The sequence below is a fragment of the Niveibacterium umoris genome, from assembly GCF_014197015.1.
In the GTDB taxonomy this organism is placed as follows: Bacteria; Pseudomonadota; Gammaproteobacteria; order Burkholderiales; family Rhodocyclaceae; genus Niveibacterium; species Niveibacterium umoris.
Genome location: NZ_JACIET010000001.1, coordinates 1,285,646 through 1,302,710 on the forward strand (window position 1 = coordinate 1,285,646; position 17,065 = coordinate 1,302,710).

The window sequence follows — 17,065 nt, forward strand, 5'->3', positions numbered from 1 at the left end:
AGACCGGCCCTTTATCGTTCACACCTGCAGTGCGAGGTGCCGGCGCTCCCAGGCGCCCACTTCCGCCATGAAGGCATCGAACTCGGTTTGCTTGACGCCGCAGTAGGCGCGCACAAACCCGGCCCCCAACATCTCGGCCGCAGGCACGCTGGCGCCCAGGGTGAGCAAGGCCGCTTCAATTCCCAGCGGCAACTCACGCGGGAAGGTATAGCCCGAGCGGTCGCCGATCGACGGCCTGCGCGCGAGACCTTCCTCGATGCCGCGCAAGCCGCAGGCGAGCGAAGCCGCGATTGCGAGATACGGATTGGCATCACTGCCGGCAAGGCGGTTCTCGACACGCCGCGCCACCGGTCCCGAACTCGGCACGCGCAACGCCACGGTACGGTTGTCTTCCGCCCATTCCAGATTCACAGGGGCCTGCGAACCATGGACGTAACGTCGCCATGAATTGATGAAGGGCGCGAAGATCAGCATGAAATCCGGCATGTAGCGCTGCAACCCGCCGATGTAGGCAGAAAACGCCTCGGTGTCCGCACCACTGGCCGGATCGGCGAAGATGTTCCGGCCCGCCGCATCGACGACGCTCTGGTGCAGGTGCATGGAACTGCCCGGCTGCCCTGCAACCGGTTTGGCCATGAACACCGCCAAAAGGCCATGGCGCGCGGCGACTTCCCGCAGGGCCATCTTGAAGTAGATCACCTGGTCGGCGACGTCCAGCGGATCACCGTGCAAGAGGTTCAGTTCGTACTGCGACTGACCGACTTCATGCAGCCACGTATCGGTGCGCACGCCCAGCCCTTCCAGCGCAACGCCCAGCTCATCCCAGAAGGCTGCGTGCTCGTCGGCCGCCGCGAGGCTATAGCCGGCCGGGCTTTGCTCGATGACCCCACCGCGACCGCGCGGCGCTTCGAAGCCCGCTTCAATCCGATCGTTCCGTTCGAACAGGTAGAACTCGATCTCGGGCGCCACCACCGCATGCAAACCGCGCGCCTCGAATGCCTCCAGCACCCGCAACAAGACGGAACGCGCGGCGAAATCCGACGGGCGTCCATCGAAGTGAACGGCATCGTGTATCGCAATCGCCCTGCTCGGACGCCACGGCAGCAGGCGCAGACTGCGCAGATCCGGAACGAGCCGTACATCCTGATCGGAATCGCCGGTAATGTCGTCATCCGGGTAATTGCCGTCGACCGTGTGAAGCCCGATGGCCTCGGCAATCCGCAGTTCTGCACCGGCCTTGAAGTCACGCGCGGGCCGGATCTTGCCGCGCGGAATTGCGTTCACATCCGGGAACACGCAGGCCACGTCGCGCGCAGCAGATAGGTCCGTCACCGGGGTCCGGTACGACATGTCAGTATCCTCGACCGTCAGTGCGGTCATCGAAACAAACGCGCAAGGCTACGCGCCATTCGGCTCCAAATCGAGGTCCAATCCCGCCCGGCGCGCTAGTCCACTGGGTCGCCGGCCTCCGCGCCGACCACCAATAAAAACGGCCGGGGGATACCCGGCCGTTGCGCGCTGCGGTGTGCTTGGATCAGTCGAACTTGCGACGCGGACGCTCACTGCCGAAGGGCTTCGCGTCGCCCCATGACTTGCGCGGTGCATCCGGACGACGATCACCGAAACTACGTTCGCCTGTCGGGCGCGCATCGCGTTGCGGGCGGTCGCCATACGGTGCGGCGTCACGGGCGGGACGGTCGCCAAAGCTGCGCGGGGCGCTTTCATCGCGGCGGAAGCCCTCACGCACACCAAACCCTTCGCGATTGCCAGCGTTTTCGCGATTGCCGAAGGTTTCGCCACGCGGCGCACGGTCGCCAAAACTGCGCGGCTCGCTGGCAAACGGGCGGCGATCACCAAAACTGCGCTCACCCTGCGGGCGGCGGTCGCCAAAGCTGCGCTCGCCCTGCGGACGACGATCGCCGAAATTGCGATCGCCAAACGGGCGGCCTTCGCGGCGCTCGCCTTGCGGGCGACGCTCATCCCACTTGCGCGGCGCCGGGCGACGACCGTCACCACGGGCACCCGGCTTGAACTCGGCAACCATGCCTTCGACTTCGGTGATCTTCACCGGGCGACCGATGAAGCGTTCGATGCCGCGCAGCGCGCCGACGTCGTCACGACCCACGAAAGACACCGCGGTACCCGTGGCGCCAGCGCGGCCGGTACGGCCGATACGGTGCACGTAGTCTTCGGCAAACTTCGGCAGATCGAAGTTGAACACATGCGTGATGGCCGGCACGTCGATGCCGCGCGCGGCCACGTCGGTAGCCACCAGCACGCGCACTTCACCGCGGCGCAGCTGGTTGAGCATGCGGGTACGCTGACGCTGCTGCAGGTCGCCATGCAAGGCAGCCGTGGCATGGCCTTCAGCATCCAGTGCGGCGGCGAGTTCGTCAGCGCTGCGCTTGGTCGAGGTGAACACGACGGCCTGGCCGTTCGCCTCACCATTGAGCCAATGGCTCAGCAGGCGGCGCTTGTGGCCGAAGTTGTCGACGAAAACGATGTGCTGGTCGATCGCGTCAGTGCGAGCGACTTCGGCCTTCACTTCGATCGTCTGCGGATTCTTCTGCAGTTGCGACGACAGCGACATCACGGTGCGCGACATGGTGGCGGTGAAGCACACGGTCTGGCGATCGGTCGGCAGCTTGGCGGCAATCGCCATCACGTCGTCCGAGAACCCCATGTCGAGCATGCGGTCGGCTTCGTCGAGCACGAAGACTTCGATGCGCGAGAAGTCCAGACGGCCCGATTGCATCTGGTCCATCAGGCGGCCCGGCGTCGCGACGAGGATTTCGTGCGGCGTCGAGATGGCGCGGTTCTGTTCGCGGTAGGACTCACCACCCGTCACGCAGATCGTCTTGACGCGGTTGAGCTGGCGCGAGAACTGCTTCGCCGCGTTGGCAACCTGTTGCGCCAGTTCGCGGGTCGGTGTCAGCACGAGGACGCGCGGACCGATGCTCTTGGTCTTCGGGGGCTGGGTGAGGCGCGCCAGGGCGGGAAGCAGGAAGGCGGCAGTCTTGCCGGTTCCGGTCGGCGCAGACGCGATCAGGTCAGCGCCTTGCAGCAGCAGCGGGATGGCTTTCTGCTGCACGGGTGTCGGTTGGGTCAAGCCTTGCGAAGCAAGGGTGGACTCAAGGGTTTGGCCAAGGCCAAGGTCGGCGAAGCCGATATCGGACATTCAATTCTCCAGTTCGGGCAAACAAAAGCCGCCTCGGCGCATGAATCGAACATTCGATTCAGTGGCGCAGAGCCAATGAGGGCTTGCTTGGGAGCAACCCGGGATGGCGCATCGCAATAAACATCGATGCCAACCGGGTATGTCGAACGGGAAAGTCCGGAAACGACGGGAAGCTGGAAATCGATGCGTGCCGGACAAAAAACCAACCGGCAGCCGAGACGAAGGGGCGGATTATGCCACAACCCCCAAAAAACACCAGAAATGTTTTCGGACCGGGCCAAAAACCCCTGAAATCATCAACCCCCGCGAAGGCGCGTGGTTTGTCCGGGGAGCAGCCCGCGCAAGCCCGGGCTCTTGAGCTCGATTTCGCCACGCACGAAGACGTTGTCGCGCACAAGCTCGAAACCGAGCGCACGCGCGAGGGAAGTCATCGGTTGATTGGAGGCAAGGCAGCACAGTCGAACGCGCCGCACGCCCTGCGCGGCGAGCATGCGCATCAAACGCTCGCCGAGGCGCTTGGCCAACCCCTTGCGCTGGACACCCGGCAGCACAGAGAAGCTCAATTCCCACGCGCCGTCCCACTCTGGCGCTGCCTGAGCGAGACCGACAAGCAGGCCGTCGGGAGAGAAAGTGCCGCAGAAAAGATCCGACGAAAAATCCAGATCATCGGCGAAGCGGTCAAGTGTCGCATCGGGAAGGATGTGACCGAAACGGTTGTAGCGCAATCCCGCCGGCAATGCGCGCCAGTGCTCGGCGACGGCATCGACATCGTTGCGGGAGAGGCGACGCAGTTCCCAATCCCTGCGCGGAGGAGTCTGACCAGGCCAATTCATGGTGTCGTGGATCATGCGCCAAATCACCCCGCCTGGCCACCGGGGGATACCCGCGCTCTGACCCACGTCATGAGCCACGCAGTGCAACCGACCGCGACACGCGCCAAGCAGGTGGCCATACCGGGGTTGCTTGCGCTACGCTCGCCGACCTTGGGGAGGGGAAACCATGACAGCAATACCGACAACTGATGGCGGCGCTCGGGAAGTCGATCGCCTGCTCGCGCACTACGCCGAAAGCCACCGCAATCCGACCAACGAGAAGATTCACCTGGTCTGCATTCCGCTGATCCTGCTGAGTCTCGTGGGCATGTTGTGGGCGGCGTCCCCGTGGGTCGCACTCGGCTTCATAGGAGCAAGCCTCGTCTATTACGCCCGCTTGTCGCCGAGCTTTCTGGTCGCGATGGCGCTTGTCAGCGCGCTGATTCTGGGCTGCGTGGCGATGCTCGGAGCCCAGACGTTCCGGGTTTCTCTGGCTGTCTTCGTCGTGGCGTGGATCGGCCAATTCATCGGCCATAAGATCGAGGGCAAGAAGCCTTCGTTCTTCGAAGACATCCGCTACCTTTGGGTGGGCCCGCTGTTCTGCCTGACTTTTGCCTTCCGGGCGCTCAAGCTGCGCTGGTAGGCAGAACCCTTTGCGGCGCGCCATCCACAGAAGATGTGCGCGGGCTTGTGGATAAGCCCTGTACCGGCGCGCCAACTCACTGAATCATCGACTGAATTCAGGATTGCTCAATAAAGAGGCACGACTTCAGACCGCCAGCATCGGGATCTGTGCCATCCATGCCACGTAGTCCTCTGTCACCCAGCGCGCGCCAGAAGCCTGTGCAGCATCCGCCGACATTCCGCTGAGAATGGCCGCAACAGCAGCCCCCGCAGCAACGCCGGCCTTGATGCCCAATTGTGAGTCTTCATGCACCAGGGCTTCGCGCGGCGCCACGCCAAGTCGCCGGCAAGCCTCGATGAACGGGTCCGGATGCGGTTTGCCGCGCACGACGTCTTCGGCGCCGAGCGTGATGCCGAACGCGTCGATCAGCCCGAGCTCCTGCAGTGAAAAGTCGATGTTCATGCGCGGCGCGTTGGTCACCAGTGCGGTCGCGACCCCCTGCCCGGCGAGCCATTCGAGGTAGTCGCGCAAACCGTCGATCGGGCGCATCCGCCCGCGTGCGATCGCGTGAAAGCGTTGCTCCTTGTCGTCGTGCAGACGCTGCGCCTCATCGCCTTCGACATGCCTGCCGAGCACGGCTCGCACAACATCCAGCGTCCGACCGGGCACGAGTCTCGGGTCGCCCGGCGCAAGGCCGCTGCCAAGGTGTGCGCGTGCAAACGCATCCCAAGCCGCGTCATGCAGTGCAGTGCTGTCGGTGATGGTGCCATCCATGTCGAACAGCACCGCCTTGAAAGGGAAAGACATCGATCCTCCTATTGGCCGGCGACTTGCCAGCGCTCTGCGTTGGCACGATCGGTTGCAAGTTGGTCGAGCAAAGCCGCTTTCGACATGCCTGCGTCGTGCCAGAACAGTGCATCGAGTTGTGTCAGCGCATCGAAGTGCTTGCCTGCCGCTTCGATCAGCCAGTCCGTGCGCGCCAGTGTTCGGCGGGTACAAGTCTGGCCGCGAAGATCGTCGTCGAGGTCGAGCCGGTGCGACCGCCAGCCTTCCGCAAGATACAGGGCCGCCGGGTCGCTCGCCATCGCATTCCGCCAGCGCAATACGATGGCCGACAACCAGTCGAGCACATCCTGCGAGGCGCCGCGTGCCCGCAGGGTCGTCAGCAGGCGATCATAGGCATCAAGGGCGATCCGCTTTTCGAGCATGAAGGCCCGCAGCGCCTCGTCCTGCCCTGACGCGCGCTCCAGTTCCAGCAGCACTGCGAAGAAGTTGCGAGTTTCGAAGCGCTCGGCAGGATGGAACAACGGGGCCGCGAGACCATTCGAGTTGAGGTCGACCAGCGGATCAAAGCGGTACATGTAGCCGAAGTCGAACATCCAAAGGCGATCGCCGTCGTCGACAAGGTTCCCCGGCGACACATCCCATTCGAAGAAACCATGCAGATACAGATCAATCAGAAGATCGAACAGGCTTCCGAGGGTCCGTTCATTCCAAGTCTTCGCAACCGTTCCGGGGATCCAGTCAGACACGATCAACCCGCTGCGGAACGAGGCGTATCGGGTGCGTACGACACCGGCGGGGCAACTGTCGCCAAGCGCCTCCAGCTCGCAGCGGCGCTGAACTTCGTTGAGGAACGAAGTCTGGCCGTCAGGGTTCTGCACCAGACTCTGGCTCCGCGCGCGCTTGATGTTCCAGTCGCCACGGTCGTTACGCAGGCGGAACACGAAACCCGTAAGACCGCCGGTATGTGCCTCGACGACATCGGGATGCGATGCATCGAGGGCCAACAATTGGGCCAGCGGAAGCGGCAGTTCATCGACCGCGCCGCACGCGACCTCCTGACCACTTGCCACGAAGGCCAGCTGCGCAGCCTGTCGAAGTTCATCCCGTGTCATGGTGCACTCCTCCTCAAACTCGATGCCCGCATCCTCCGCCCTGCGCGTCACCAAGTCGTCAAACCCCAAGGTTGATTGTCGCGGTACGATGCCGCCCATGCAGATGGACACCTTCAGCCCCCCCGCCCCGTATCAACCCGATCAGGCACGACCTAGGGTAAGCGCGGCCTTGCATGCCGCCATGCAGCGCCCGCTGGTGGTGGTATTCGCCCCCGGCGGTTATGGCAAGACCTGCGCGCTGCGAGGCTTCTGGAACGCATGGCGCGGCGCCCGCGCCTGGGTCGATTGCGCTCTGTTCTCGGAAGGCTTCGCGCAAGTGTTGGCAGGTGCCATCGCGGCGGCAGGAGATGATGGTCTGCTGATCTTCGACGCGGTAGAACGCCTCGACAACGACGCGGCGCTCGCCCTTGCCGCGGTACTCGAACACATTCCGCGCAGCGTGCGAACGATACTGGCCGGGCGCAACGCCGGACACCTCCCCGTATCCTTATGGCGTTCGCAAGGCAGGCTCGCAGCCATCAACGCACACCATCTTGCCCTGTCACAGGACGAATGGCGCGAGGCCGGCCTTGATGGCACTGCAGACAGTTGGGCCGGCTGGTGGGGGGCCCGACAGGCTGCGCTGCATGCTGATGCACCCTGGGATGCGGAACTGGCAATTTGGCTGGATCTCGCCTGGCTCGATGCGCTCGGCGACGCGCAGATCGCCGAACTCGGCCGAGCGGCCCTGCTGCCCGAATCGCGCCCTGAATGGCTCATGGCGCTGGGCATAGGCGGGCGCGCGCAAGCCGATGCAGCGATCCTCGCGATCGCCACGCTCGCCGGCCCGCTCTGCGATGCCGGCGGCGGCGTGCGGCTCGCGACACGATTCCGGCCTTACCTCGTCGCCGCCTGGCGTCGACGCGATCCTTCCGCATGGGACTCGGCGCTGCATCAGGGGACCAAAGCCCTGTTGGCGCGAGGCGAACACGCCCCCGCCGCCCTGCTGGCCCTGGATGCCGGCGAGACATCACTGTGCCTTGAAGTCATTGCCACGGCCGGCTGGCGCATGCTGTTCGACCGTAACCGGACTCTTTTGCGCACACTCCTGGACGCGACAGCGACCGAGACCTCCCACGGAGGGCGAGCGGTACTTGAAGCAGCCTGGAAGGTGGAAGTTGCCAAGCTGCCCCACGAAGCCGACGCACAGGTTTCCTTGCTTTCCGAGCACGCCGATGCGGCCATTGCGGCGCAGGCGCTCGCGCTGGCAGCTTCGATCTCGTTCCAGTACGACGGATTTGAGTGCGCAGCAAAACACGCGGCCGATGCGATGCATGCCCTGGGCGAGGACCTTCACCCCGCCTACGCCCTTGCCGAGCATGTTGCCGCAGGATGCGCACTTGCCAACGGCGATCTGGATATTGGCGAGCAGCGTCTCGTGCATATGCTCGCCTGCGCCGACCGCGACCGGCTCGACTGGCTGCAGTTCGAAGCACTGCACCGCCGTGCATCGATTGCACTGGAACGCGGCGAACTGGACGTCGCCCTGCGCTGGTCGATCGAACGGCGCAAACGCATCCGCGCCGCGGGCCTCGAATCCGCTGCCGCGCTGGACCCCAGTGTCAGGCTCGAAGCGATAATCCACCTGCGTCGACTCGATCCTCAGTCGGCTCGGCGCCTGATCGAAGCCGGCACTGATGCCGCATGCACCTACGGCGAATACTGGAGCTTCACCTACGGGACCCTGCAAACGGTCTGCTCCCTGCTCGAAGGCGACGGCAACTCAACCTCGGAAGGCGTGCGCTGGCTCGAAACCCAGCTCGCGGAACGCTTTCTTTGCCTGAAGTGGCGCGCCGAGGCGCTGCTGCCACGCCTGTGGCACCGCGCCCGAGAAGCCGACAACGACGGTCTGCTCGAACTCGCGGCGCGCACCGAGGCAGAGACCTGGCCCGCCTGCATCTACCGGGATCGTCGCGACATTCTCTGTGTCGCAGCCCGCATGCTCACGGGCGAGTCGATCGATCCAGAGCCACTTGCCGCCATCATTGGCCGTCTGGAATCCGGCAACGCGCGCGACCTGGCCGCGCTGGGCAAGCGCGTGCTGGCCTTGCACAGCGCCGATCCGCAGGATCTGCTCGCTGCCGTGCGGGTTTCAGCGGCGCAGCAGGACCGGCTCGACTGGATGTGGCTGGCGCCGCGCGCACTCGGGCCGCTGGAGGCAATGCTGTCCGACACCTCGTTGGCCTCAGACACCGTGACCCGCAACTTCCTGCGCGAACTCGTGCAACGGATGCTGGAACGTCGCCGTGCCGTAGCCGACGACAGCGCAGAAATCACCGAAACCGCACCGCCCGCCGGTCTCACGAGCAAGGAATGGAAGATCCTGCAACTGATTGGCGATCAGCTCACCAACGAGCAGATCAGCGCGCACATGCATGTTTCATTGGCGACGGTGAAGACGCACATCAACCACATCTATTCGAAGCTTGGCATCCGCTCGCGCAGCGAGGCGGTCCATCGCGCGCGGACACTGTAAGAATCCTGATCGTCGGCTACAGTGAAGCGAACGCAACGGAGACGCAGACGCCTTGTGAAGGCGCATCAAGCGCAAGCTGAACAGGTATCGAGCGACTACCGCTTGACGGCAACCAGCAATGAAAAGGAGCGTGGCGAATGGCTGGATCGCGAGTCCCCGGGCCGGCAGGCCTGACCGACGCAACACCTGTCGTCGAAGACGGCACCGCACCTCGCACGCCCACACCACCACCGGGCCCGGTAGGCGTTGCACCGCAGCCGCAGCCTGCAGCGGCTGCAGCAACGCCGGAAACTGACAGCGCGATCGAGGCGCTCAATCTTGCGCCGACGGCGCGACTGGCAGCCTATGCGCTGAAGAAGGCGCACCCGTCGGTCACGTTTACGAGCGGCCGCCGCGGCAAGGAAGATCAGGCGCGCGCGATGGCAAGCAATGTCGTCAAGAACCGCAAGTGGATCGAAGAGACTTACGCCAACAGCCCCTTGCGGAAGAAGTGTCAGGACTGGGTCGACAACAACCCGGGCAAGAAAACCCAGGCGGAGATCCAGGAAGGCCTGCTCTCCGTGTTCAACGAAGCCACCGATGAAGATCTCGGCAAGTTCAGCAAACACCTCTCAGGCATGGCGTTCGACGTACAGCCGGTCGATGACGACGCCGAGGCGATCAAGAAAACGATCCGCGGGCTTGAAGGCCTGGACAAGTTTCTCGACAAGGAAGGCGGCCTGGTTCGCTGGCATGCACAATTCTGAGATCTCCATGACCCGAAATCGCATGCGTCGGCACGCGCCCTTTCTGGCGGTTCTGTTGTTCGTGTGCTCCGGAGCGCTTGCGGACGGCATGGCGCCACCGGTGATACCCGCTTCGGCTGGCTGCGAGGCCACGATGCGCTCGCTATCGAAGGACGCGCGGGCAGCGGCCATTGCACTGCGAGACGCAACCGAAAAAGGCCCCCTGTTCGTCACCCTGGCGAGACACTCGGCGCTGCGCAGCTGCGAGACCCGATCAAATGGTGCTGCTGCGCTCACGCTGCGCTATCGATTCGCCAACGGCGACCGCCTGATCGTCCAGCGCGACGCAACGATCGAGTTTCTCGACCAGTCCGCACAGTTGAAGAACGGCATGACGGAACCGCCCGAATCCGTGCTCTCTGCCGCGGAGATCGCAGCCTTCGGTGAAGGCGGTTGCGGCATAGACTGGAAGTCGCCCGAGTCCTCGGCATCGGCCGATCATCCGGCGGAGGTGACCTACATCTATCGCGGCGAGACCTGCAATTGCCAAGCCCGCATCCGACGCGCCGCCAACGGCAGGCTCATCGCACTGACGCTCCGCAGCGCCTGTTGAAGCCTGGCCCGATAGCGAATCAGGGCGTCGCCGTCGGCGACGCCGAGGCGACCTTCCCCGCCAGTACGCGATGCACGATTAACCTTTACACCGAGATCCAGGTGCGTCGTGCGTCCGGCCTCACCATGCCGGCTTCGACAGGTGCAGATCAGAAACCGATCGACAACAGCGCCGCAGCGATGATGACGGTGGCGGTAGCGGGCAGGCCGTAGCACAACGCGCGCGCAAAACTTCCGGCGTGGATGCCGAAGTCGTGCAGGCTGTGGAAGATGCGATGACCCGCGTGCCACAGGAAGAGCGACACCACGCCAAAGAGTACCCCCTTGCCAAGCCAGTGCTGTGCGAGCGCATGTGCGTTGTCATAGCGCAGCGCATCTGGGCCGAGCAAGCCAAGCGGAACGGCGATTCCAGTGATCAGGATCAGCGCCGGCCCAATCAGCGCAGCAAGCATGCCACCCGCGCCGAACAGCGCCCAGAAGATCGGCTCGTTTGAACGACGGCTCATCTCAGCACTCCCCAGGCCACAACGATCACGATCAAGCTCGCAATGGCGGTCGCAGCAAGGCCACCGGCAAAGATCGCCGAGGCTCCGACACGTTCGCCCCGAACGCGAATCGGCGGCAAGGTCTTCGGCATGATCTTGAACCAGCTCCAGCTGTGGTAGCCCACCGCAACCAGCATGACCAGGTGCACCGCGATCGACAGGGGATGCCGTAGCACCGCAAGCCACGCATTCCACGCCCCCTCGCCCTGCATCACGCAAAGCACCCCGCTCAGCAGCACCAATGCGTAGGCCGCCACAAAGCAGGCTGTCGCCTCATGGATCACATACTCGACAAAGTAGGGATTCCGGCGCCACCAGCCTTGCATCGGGCGCTTGTAGGGGCGCCGCGGATTCGCGCTCATTTGCAGTCTCCCTTCGGCCGCACGAAGCGCAGGAAATAGTCCTGCGCCACCTTGGTCTTGTTCACGTTCACCGCGTTGGCCGGGTCGACGCCCTTCGGGCACACCTCGGAGCAATAGCCCACCGCCGTGCAGTTGAAGACCCCCTCATGGCCGTGGATTTCCTGCATCCGCTCGGCCTCGCCACCATCCCGCGAATCGGCGTTGTAACGGTGCAGCAGCGCGATGATGCCAGGGCCGAGGAATTCGTCATTGAGCCCGTACTGCGGGCAGGCGGCGTAGCAAAGCATGCAGTTGATGCACGACGAGAACTGCTCATACACATCCAGCTCCGCCGGCGTCTGGATGTATTCCCCTTGCTCCAGCGTGCGAGCCTCTTTCGGAATGATCCAGGGTTTGATGCGCTGCAACTTCTCGATGAAGTCGTCCGCCACAACGACCAGGTCGCGCTCGATCGGAAAGTGCGCAAGTGCCTCGACGCGAATCCGTTGCGGGTAATAGTCGCGCAGGAAGGTTTTGCAGGCGAGCTTCGGCACGCCATTGACCATCATCCCGCAACTGCCGCAGATCGCCATGCGGCAAGACCAGCGAAAGCTGAGCGTGCCATCGAGCCAGTCCTTGATGTGCTGGATCCCCTGCAGCACCGACATGTCGTCCGCATAGGGCACGACATACACCTGCGGTACCGGATGCGCATCCTGCTCTGGCCGGTAGCGCAGCACTTCGATCTCGATCGTCTTCTGCTGTTCAGACACCGGCGGCGCTCCTTTCCTGCTCTGCCCGCTCGCCTTCCGCTCCGTAGGCGCGAACCCCCGGCGGCAAACGTGTGATCTTCACCGCGCCGTACTCGATGCGTGGCGCATCGCGACCCGCACGGATCGCGAGCGAGTGCTTGAGGTAGTTAGCGTCGTCGCGTGCCTCGAAACCATCGAGCCGCTGATGCGCACCGCGCGATTCGCGCCGTTGCAGCGCCGAATGCGCCATCGCCTGCGCGACTTCGAGCTGGTAGCCCAACTCTATCGCGAGCAGCCATTCCGAATTCCACACCCGCGAACGATCGTCGAGCTTCACACGCGCAAAACGCTCACGCAGTTCCGCGAGCTTGTCGCAGGTCGCCTGCATTTCATTGCCCAAGCGATAGATGCCGCAGCCCTGCTCCATCGTCTGCGCCATCTCGGTCCGCAATGTGGCGATTCGCTCCGTGCCGTTCTGGGTGACGACACCGCGAACACGCTGCTCGACGTCTGCCGCTTGCTCCGCCAACACATGTGGCCGCATCGGTGCGGCTTCCTGAGCGAAACGCGCAGCCTCTTCACCGGCCACTTTGCCGAACACGCACAACTCGGCCAGCGAATTCGAACCAAGCCGGTTCGCGCCATGGATGCCGACGCTGGAGCACTCGCCTGCCGCATACAGCCCGCGCAGCGGTGCTGCGCAGCGACCGTCGACCAGTATGCCGCCCATCGTGTAGTGCACCGCCGGGCGCACCGGAATCGGCGCCTTGGCGGGGTCTATGCCGAGAAACTCTTCGGCCAGCTCGCAGATCTGCGGCAGCCGCTCGCGCAGCTTCTTCTCGCCCAGGTGCCGCAGGTCGAGATTTACGGCCGATCCCCAGCGAGTCTCCAAAGTGCGCCCCTTGCGCTCTTCATGCCAGAACGCCTGAGAAAGCCTGTCGCGAGGCCCGAGCTCCATCGCCTTCTTGCGCGGCCAAGGGTCAGCCGGACCGAGTCCGTAATCCTGCAGGTAGCGATAGCCATCCCGGTTGGTCAGAATCCCGCCTTCGCCACGACACCCTTCGGTAAACAGCAGACCGGTTCCGGGCATGCAGGTCGGGTGGTACTGCACGAACTCCATGTCGCGCAGCGGTACGCCGTGGCGGTACGCCAGCGCCATGCCGTCGCCGGTGACGATGCCGCCATTGGTGTTTTCGCGGAACACCCGCCCTGCGCCGCCGGTGGCAAGCACCACCGCCGACGCCTGGATCTGGATGCATTCACCGCTGGCGATCTCGATCGCGACCACGCCGCCACAGCGCCCTTCGTCGACCAGCAGGTCGGCGCAGAAATGCTCGTCGAAGCGCTTGATCGACGGATACTTCATCGAGGTCTGGAACAAGGTGTGCAGCATGTGGAAGCCGGTCTTGTCAGCGGCGAACCACGTGCGCTCGATCTTCATGCCGCCGAAGGCGCGCACATTGATGTGGCCGTCTTCCTTGCGGCTCCAGGGGCAACCCCAGTGTTCGAGTTGCACCATCTCTTCGACACAACGGGCGACGAAGAAGTCCACCACGTCCTGTTCGCAGAGCCAGTCGCCACCCGCGACGGTGTCGTGGAAATGGTGATCGAGGCTGTCGTGTGCCTGCACCACCGCCGCCGAACCGCCTTCGGCCGCCACCGTGTGGCTGCGCATCGGGTAGACCTTCGACACCAATGCCACTCGCAAGCGCGGATCGCACTCTGCCACCGCAATGGCGGCACGCAAGCCCGCCCCCCCAGCTCCGACGACCACGACGTCAGCCTGATGAATCTGCATGCCCCCTCCCGCGGTACGCGGCCGAATCCCCGCGACGTTCGGCCAACCGACGCCGAGTGTGCGCGTACGGATTGCGAGAGTTCTTCGCCTAAATCAAACCGGAGCCAGCCTGCACGATTTACCGGCAGGCAGAGTCTGGGTCATGTCTTGGGCCACAGGATCATCTGCGTACAGCGAAACAAGGCGATTTTCGTACCGTCGGCACGCCGCACTTCGGCATCCCACACCTGCGTGGTGCGGCCCAGATGCACCGCGCGCGCCTCGCACAGCACCTCGCCTTCCTTCGCGGTAGAAAGGAAGTTGGTCTTGAGTTCGATCGTCGTGAAGTTGCTCGCACCCTCCGGCAGATGCGCGATCGCACCATAGCCACAGGCGGAATCGGCGAGCAGTACGACACTCGCCGCATGCAGGAACCCATTCGGCGCCATCACCTCGGGGCCAAGGGGCAGCTTGGCGATCAGGCGACCTTGCTCAAGCTCCAGCACTTCGAATCCGTGGTGCCCGGGCAGGCAACCGGGGCTCCACGCGTTGAGTTTGGCCACCGACATGTCCGCGCGCAGCGTGCTCATGCTCACTCTCCAGAAATGAAAAGGGCCGCCCGAAGGCGGCCCCGCAATCTCACCCGGATCAGAGTTTCGACTCTAGCAACTGCATGACAGTCGCGAACGCGTCCGGCAACTTCTCCGGAAGCGTGCCGCCGGCCTGTGCCATGTCGGGCCGGCCGCCACCCTTGCCGCCGACGACCTGCGCCGCGGCGCCGACGATTTCGCCCGCCTTGAGCTTGTCGGTCAGCGACTTGGTCACCATCGCGACCAGCGACACCTTGCCATCGGTCACCCCCGCAGCGAGCACGACACCTTCGCCCAGACGATCGCGTGCCTTGTCGGCGACATCGCGCAGGCTGGCGGCATCGACGTTCTCCAGTCGCAAGGCCACAATCTTCACACCCTTGATGGTGCGCATGCCGGCGGCCACAAGCTCGTCGAGCTGCATCACGACCATTTCGCTCTTGAGCTTGGCCAGTTCTTTCTCAACCGCCTTGAGATGCTCCTGCAGTTGGGCCACACGTGCCACAGCCTCGGCCGCGGGTGCCTTTAGGGTTGCCGACAGTTCGCCAAGCAGCGCGTCCTGCTGCTGGACGATCGCGAACGCGGCCTCGCCGGTGGTCGCTTCCACCCGGCGGATGCCGGCCGCCACGCCGCCTTGCGCCACAATCTTGAAGAGGCCGATATCGCCCGTTCTGCTGACGTGGGTTCCGCCACACAGCTCGCGCGACGAACCGATATCGAGCACACGCACCTCGTCGCCGTACTTCTCGCCGAACAGCATCATCGCGCCCGTCTTCTGCGCTTCTGCGATCGGCAACACACGCGCCTGGGTGGCGGCGTTGGCGAGGATCTCGCGATTGACGATGGCCTCGACCTTGCGGATCTCTTCGTCGGTCATCGGACCGTTGTGGGCAAAGTCGAAACGGGTCTTCTCCGCGTCGACCTGCGAACCCTTCTGCTGCACATGCGCGCCAAGGACCTCGCGCAGCGCCTTGTGCATCAGATGGGTTGCCGAGTGGTTGCGCATGATGCGGGCCCGCGACTCACCATCGACCTTGGCATTCAGCAAGTCGCCGACGCGCACCGTGCCTTCGACGACCTGACCGTGGTGGCCGAAGACGTCTGCCTGGATTTTCTGCGTATCCTCGATCACAACGCGCGTGGTGCCGTTCTGCAGCACGCCCGCATCGCCGACCTGACCGCCGGACTCGGAATAGAACGGCGTGTTGTCGAGCACGATCACCGCATCCTGCCCGGCCACGGCGACGTCGACGGCAGCGCCATCCACATACACCGCAGTCACGCGTGCGCCATCCACGTTGAGCCTGTCGTAGCCGTGGAAGGTCGTTGCGCTGCCGCTGTATTCGAGCGCCGCTGCCATCTTGAACTTGCCGGCAGCACGTGCCTGTTCGCGCTGGCGCGCCATCGCGGCATCAAAGCCCGCCGCATCGACGGTGTAGTTGCGTTCGCGGCAAATGTCCGCCGTCAGGTCGAGCGGGAAGCCGTAGGTGTCGTGCAGCTTGAAGGCGACCTCGCCATCGAGCTCCTTGCGGCCATTCGAGTCCATCACCGCCAGCGTGGCATCAAGGATTTCCATGCCGTTCTGGATGGTGCGGAAGAAGCTGTCTTCCTCTTCCTTCAGGATCGCGGTGACCTTCGCCTGTTCCTTGACCAGCTCGGGATACGCCTCGCCCATTTCGGCGACGAGATCCGGCACCATCTTGTGGAAGAACGCGGCACGGGCGCCCAGCTTGTAGCCGTGGCGGATCGCGCGGCGGATGATCCGGCGCAGCACATAGCCGCGGCCGGCGTTACCCGGGATCACGCCATCGGCGATCAGGAACGAGCAGGCACGGATGTGATCGGCCAGCACCTTCAGCGACGGGCTGTCCATGTCGCTGCTGCGGGTTTCGCGCGCGGCAGCCTTGATCAGGCTCTGGAACAGGTCGATCTCATAGTTGGCATGCACATGCTGCAGCACTGCCGAGATCCGCTCGAGGCCCATGCCGGTATCCACGCTGGGCTTGGGCAGCGGGTGCATCACGCCGGCCTCGTCGCGGTTGAACTGCATGAACACGTTGTTCCAGATCTCGATGTAACGGTCGCCGTCTTCGTCCGGGCTTCCCGGCGGGCCGCCCCAGATCTGCTCGCCGTGGTCGTAGAAGATCTCGGTGCAGGGGCCGCACGGCCCGGTGTCACCCATCATCCAGAAGTTGTCGGATGCGTAGCGCGCGCCCTTGTTGTCGCCGATGCGGATCACCCGCTCGGCCGGCACGCCGACTTCCTTGGTCCAGATGTCGTAGGCCTCGTCGTCCTCGGCATACACCGTGACCCACAGCTTCTCGGTCGGCAGCTTGTAGACCTCGGTCAGCAACTCCCAGGCGTACTTGATCGCGTCGCGCTTGAAGTAGTCGCCGAAGCTGAAGTTGCCCAGCATCTCGAAGAAGGTGTGGTGGCGGGCGGTGTAGCCGACGTTTTCAAGGTCGTTATGCTTGCCGCCAGCGCGCACGCACTTCTGCGAGGTGGTCGCGCGGGTATAGGGGCGCTTGTCGAAACCGAGGAACACGTCCTTGAACTGGTTCATCCCCGCGTTGGTGAACAACAACGTCGGATCGTCGCCTGGCACCAGCGAACTGGAATCGACGATCTGGTGCCCCTTGGAGGCGAAGAATTCAAGGAACTGGCGGCGGATCTCTGCGCTTTTCATGACGGTCCG

General features: G+C 64.1%; 15 protein-coding genes. 4 read left to right on the plus strand and 11 right to left on the minus strand.

Annotation, left to right across the window (positions count from 1 at the left end):
• Positions 1-18 precede the first annotated feature (18 nt).
• From GGR36_RS05710 to GGR36_RS05720, 3 genes are all read right to left on the minus strand, one after another.
• Positions 19-1,380 (minus strand): glutamine synthetase family protein, encoded by a 1,362-nt coding sequence (locus tag GGR36_RS05710; protein ID WP_221229492.1) that lies wholly within the window; start codon positions 1,378-1,380, stop codon positions 19-21.
• A gap of 154 nt (positions 1,381-1,534) precedes the next feature.
• Complete coding sequence (locus GGR36_RS05715; protein ID WP_183632808.1) at positions 1,535-3,178, minus strand: DEAD/DEAH box helicase; 1,644 nt, start codon at positions 3,176-3,178, stop codon at positions 1,535-1,537.
• Positions 3,179-3,474: 296 nt separating this feature from the next.
• The gene (locus GGR36_RS05720; protein WP_183632810.1) at positions 3,475-4,026 is read right to left on the minus strand and encodes a GNAT family N-acetyltransferase; all 552 of its coding nucleotides are present in this window, start codon (positions 4,024-4,026) and stop codon (positions 3,475-3,477) included.
• 151 nt (positions 4,027-4,177) lie between these two features.
• Here GGR36_RS05720 and GGR36_RS05725 point away from each other — a divergent pair, with 151 nt between their 5' ends.
• Positions 4,178-4,633, plus strand: coding sequence for an Mpo1 family 2-hydroxy fatty acid dioxygenase (locus tag GGR36_RS05725; RefSeq protein WP_183632812.1), 456 nt, complete (start codon positions 4,178-4,180; stop codon positions 4,631-4,633).
• 126 nt (positions 4,634-4,759) lie between these two features.
• On the opposite strand, the gene GGR36_RS05730 is transcribed toward GGR36_RS05725, so the two are convergent.
• Positions 4,760-5,422, minus strand: coding sequence for an HAD family hydrolase (locus GGR36_RS05730; protein ID WP_183632814.1), 663 nt, complete (start codon positions 5,420-5,422; stop codon positions 4,760-4,762).
• Between the two features lie 8 nt (positions 5,423-5,430).
• Complete coding sequence (locus tag GGR36_RS05735) at positions 5,431-6,513, minus strand: protein kinase family protein (RefSeq protein ID WP_183632816.1); 1,083 nt, start codon at positions 6,511-6,513, stop codon at positions 5,431-5,433.
• Positions 6,514-6,694: 181 nt separating this feature from the next.
• Between GGR36_RS05735 and GGR36_RS05740 the strand changes: the two genes are divergently transcribed.
• The 3 genes from GGR36_RS05740 (at position 6,695) to GGR36_RS05750 (ending at position 10,366) form a co-directional block, all read left to right on the plus strand.
• Positions 6,695-9,028, plus strand: a complete 2,334-nt coding sequence (locus GGR36_RS05740) for a helix-turn-helix transcriptional regulator (RefSeq protein WP_183632818.1) — start codon at positions 6,695-6,697, stop codon at positions 9,026-9,028.
• A 137-nt stretch (positions 9,029-9,165) separates the two neighbouring features.
• Positions 9,166-9,774 carry a hypothetical protein gene (locus tag GGR36_RS05745; protein ID WP_183632820.1) on the plus strand — a complete coding sequence of 203 codons (609 nt, stop codon included), beginning with the start codon at positions 9,166-9,168 and terminating at the stop codon, positions 9,772-9,774.
• A 7-nt stretch (positions 9,775-9,781) separates the two neighbouring features.
• Positions 9,782-10,366, plus strand: coding sequence for a hypothetical protein (locus tag GGR36_RS05750; RefSeq protein WP_183632822.1), 585 nt, complete (start codon positions 9,782-9,784; stop codon positions 10,364-10,366).
• 148 nt (positions 10,367-10,514) lie between these two features.
• Here GGR36_RS05750 and frdD read toward each other — a convergent pair whose 3' ends face one another.
• From frdD to alaS, 6 genes are all read right to left on the minus strand, one after another.
• Entirely contained in the window at positions 10,515-10,871 is a 357-nt protein-coding gene (gene frdD, locus GGR36_RS05755) for a fumarate reductase subunit FrdD (RefSeq protein WP_183632824.1), read from the minus strand.
• Positions 10,868-11,272: a fumarate reductase subunit C gene (locus GGR36_RS05760; protein ID WP_183632826.1), complete on the minus strand. Its 405-nt coding sequence runs from the start codon at positions 11,270-11,272 to the stop codon at positions 10,868-10,870. Before GGR36_RS05760 ends, frdD begins: the two co-directional genes overlap by 4 nt.
• On the minus strand, positions 11,269-12,024 hold the full coding sequence (locus GGR36_RS05765; RefSeq protein WP_183632833.1) for a succinate dehydrogenase/fumarate reductase iron-sulfur subunit: 756 nt from the start codon (positions 12,022-12,024) through the stop codon (positions 11,269-11,271). Before GGR36_RS05765 ends, GGR36_RS05760 begins: the two co-directional genes overlap by 4 nt.
• Entirely contained in the window at positions 12,017-13,801 is a 1,785-nt protein-coding gene (gene frdA / locus GGR36_RS05770; protein WP_183632835.1) for a fumarate reductase (quinol) flavoprotein subunit, read from the minus strand. Before frdA ends, GGR36_RS05765 begins: the two co-directional genes overlap by 8 nt.
• Positions 13,802-13,941: 140 nt before the next feature.
• Complete coding sequence (locus GGR36_RS05775; RefSeq protein WP_183632837.1) at positions 13,942-14,370, minus strand: PaaI family thioesterase; 429 nt, start codon at positions 14,368-14,370, stop codon at positions 13,942-13,944.
• A gap of 58 nt (positions 14,371-14,428) precedes the next feature.
• Positions 14,429-17,056 carry an alanine--tRNA ligase gene (alaS, locus tag GGR36_RS05780; protein WP_183632839.1) on the minus strand — a complete coding sequence of 876 codons (2,628 nt, stop codon included), beginning with the start codon at positions 17,054-17,056 and terminating at the stop codon, positions 14,429-14,431.
• Between the last annotated feature and the right edge of the window lie 9 nt (positions 17,057-17,065).

Excerpts from the sequence above, each read along its gene's own strand:
- GGR36_RS05720 (WP_183632810.1), bottom strand. The coding sequence starts at position 4,026 with ATGATCCACGACACCATGAATTGGCCTGGTCAGACTCCTCCGCGCAGG.
- GGR36_RS05740 (WP_183632818.1), top strand. The coding sequence starts at position 6,695 with ATGCAGCGCCCGCTGGTGGTGGTATTCGCCCCCGGCGGTTATGGCAAG.
- GGR36_RS05730 (WP_183632814.1), bottom strand. The coding sequence starts at position 5,422 with ATGTCTTTCCCTTTCAAGGCGGTGCTGTTCGACATGGATGGCACCATC.
- GGR36_RS05750 (WP_183632822.1), top strand. The coding sequence starts at position 9,782 with ATGACCCGAAATCGCATGCGTCGGCACGCGCCCTTTCTGGCGGTTCTG.
- frdD (WP_183632824.1), bottom strand. The coding sequence starts at position 10,871 with ATGAGCCGTCGTTCAAACGAGCCGATCTTCTGGGCGCTGTTCGGCGCG.
- GGR36_RS05715 (WP_183632808.1), bottom strand. The coding sequence starts at position 3,178 with ATGTCCGATATCGGCTTCGCCGACCTTGGCCTTGGCCAAACCCTTGAG.
- alaS (WP_183632839.1), bottom strand. The coding sequence starts at position 17,056 with ATGAAAAGCGCAGAGATCCGCCGCCAGTTCCTTGAATTCTTCGCCTCC.
- GGR36_RS05735 (WP_183632816.1), bottom strand. The coding sequence starts at position 6,513 with ATGACACGGGATGAACTTCGACAGGCTGCGCAGCTGGCCTTCGTGGCA.
- GGR36_RS05760 (WP_183632826.1), bottom strand. The coding sequence starts at position 11,272 with ATGAGCGCGAATCCGCGGCGCCCCTACAAGCGCCCGATGCAAGGCTGG.
- GGR36_RS05725 (WP_183632812.1), top strand. The coding sequence starts at position 4,178 with ATGACAGCAATACCGACAACTGATGGCGGCGCTCGGGAAGTCGATCGC.
- GGR36_RS05710 (WP_221229492.1), bottom strand. The coding sequence starts at position 1,380 with ATGACCGCACTGACGGTCGAGGATACTGACATGTCGTACCGGACCCCG.
- GGR36_RS05745 (WP_183632820.1), top strand. The coding sequence starts at position 9,166 with ATGGCTGGATCGCGAGTCCCCGGGCCGGCAGGCCTGACCGACGCAACA.
- frdA (WP_183632835.1), bottom strand. The coding sequence starts at position 13,801 with ATGCAGATTCATCAGGCTGACGTCGTGGTCGTCGGAGCTGGGGGGGCG.
- GGR36_RS05775 (WP_183632837.1), bottom strand. The coding sequence starts at position 14,370 with ATGAGCACGCTGCGCGCGGACATGTCGGTGGCCAAACTCAACGCGTGG.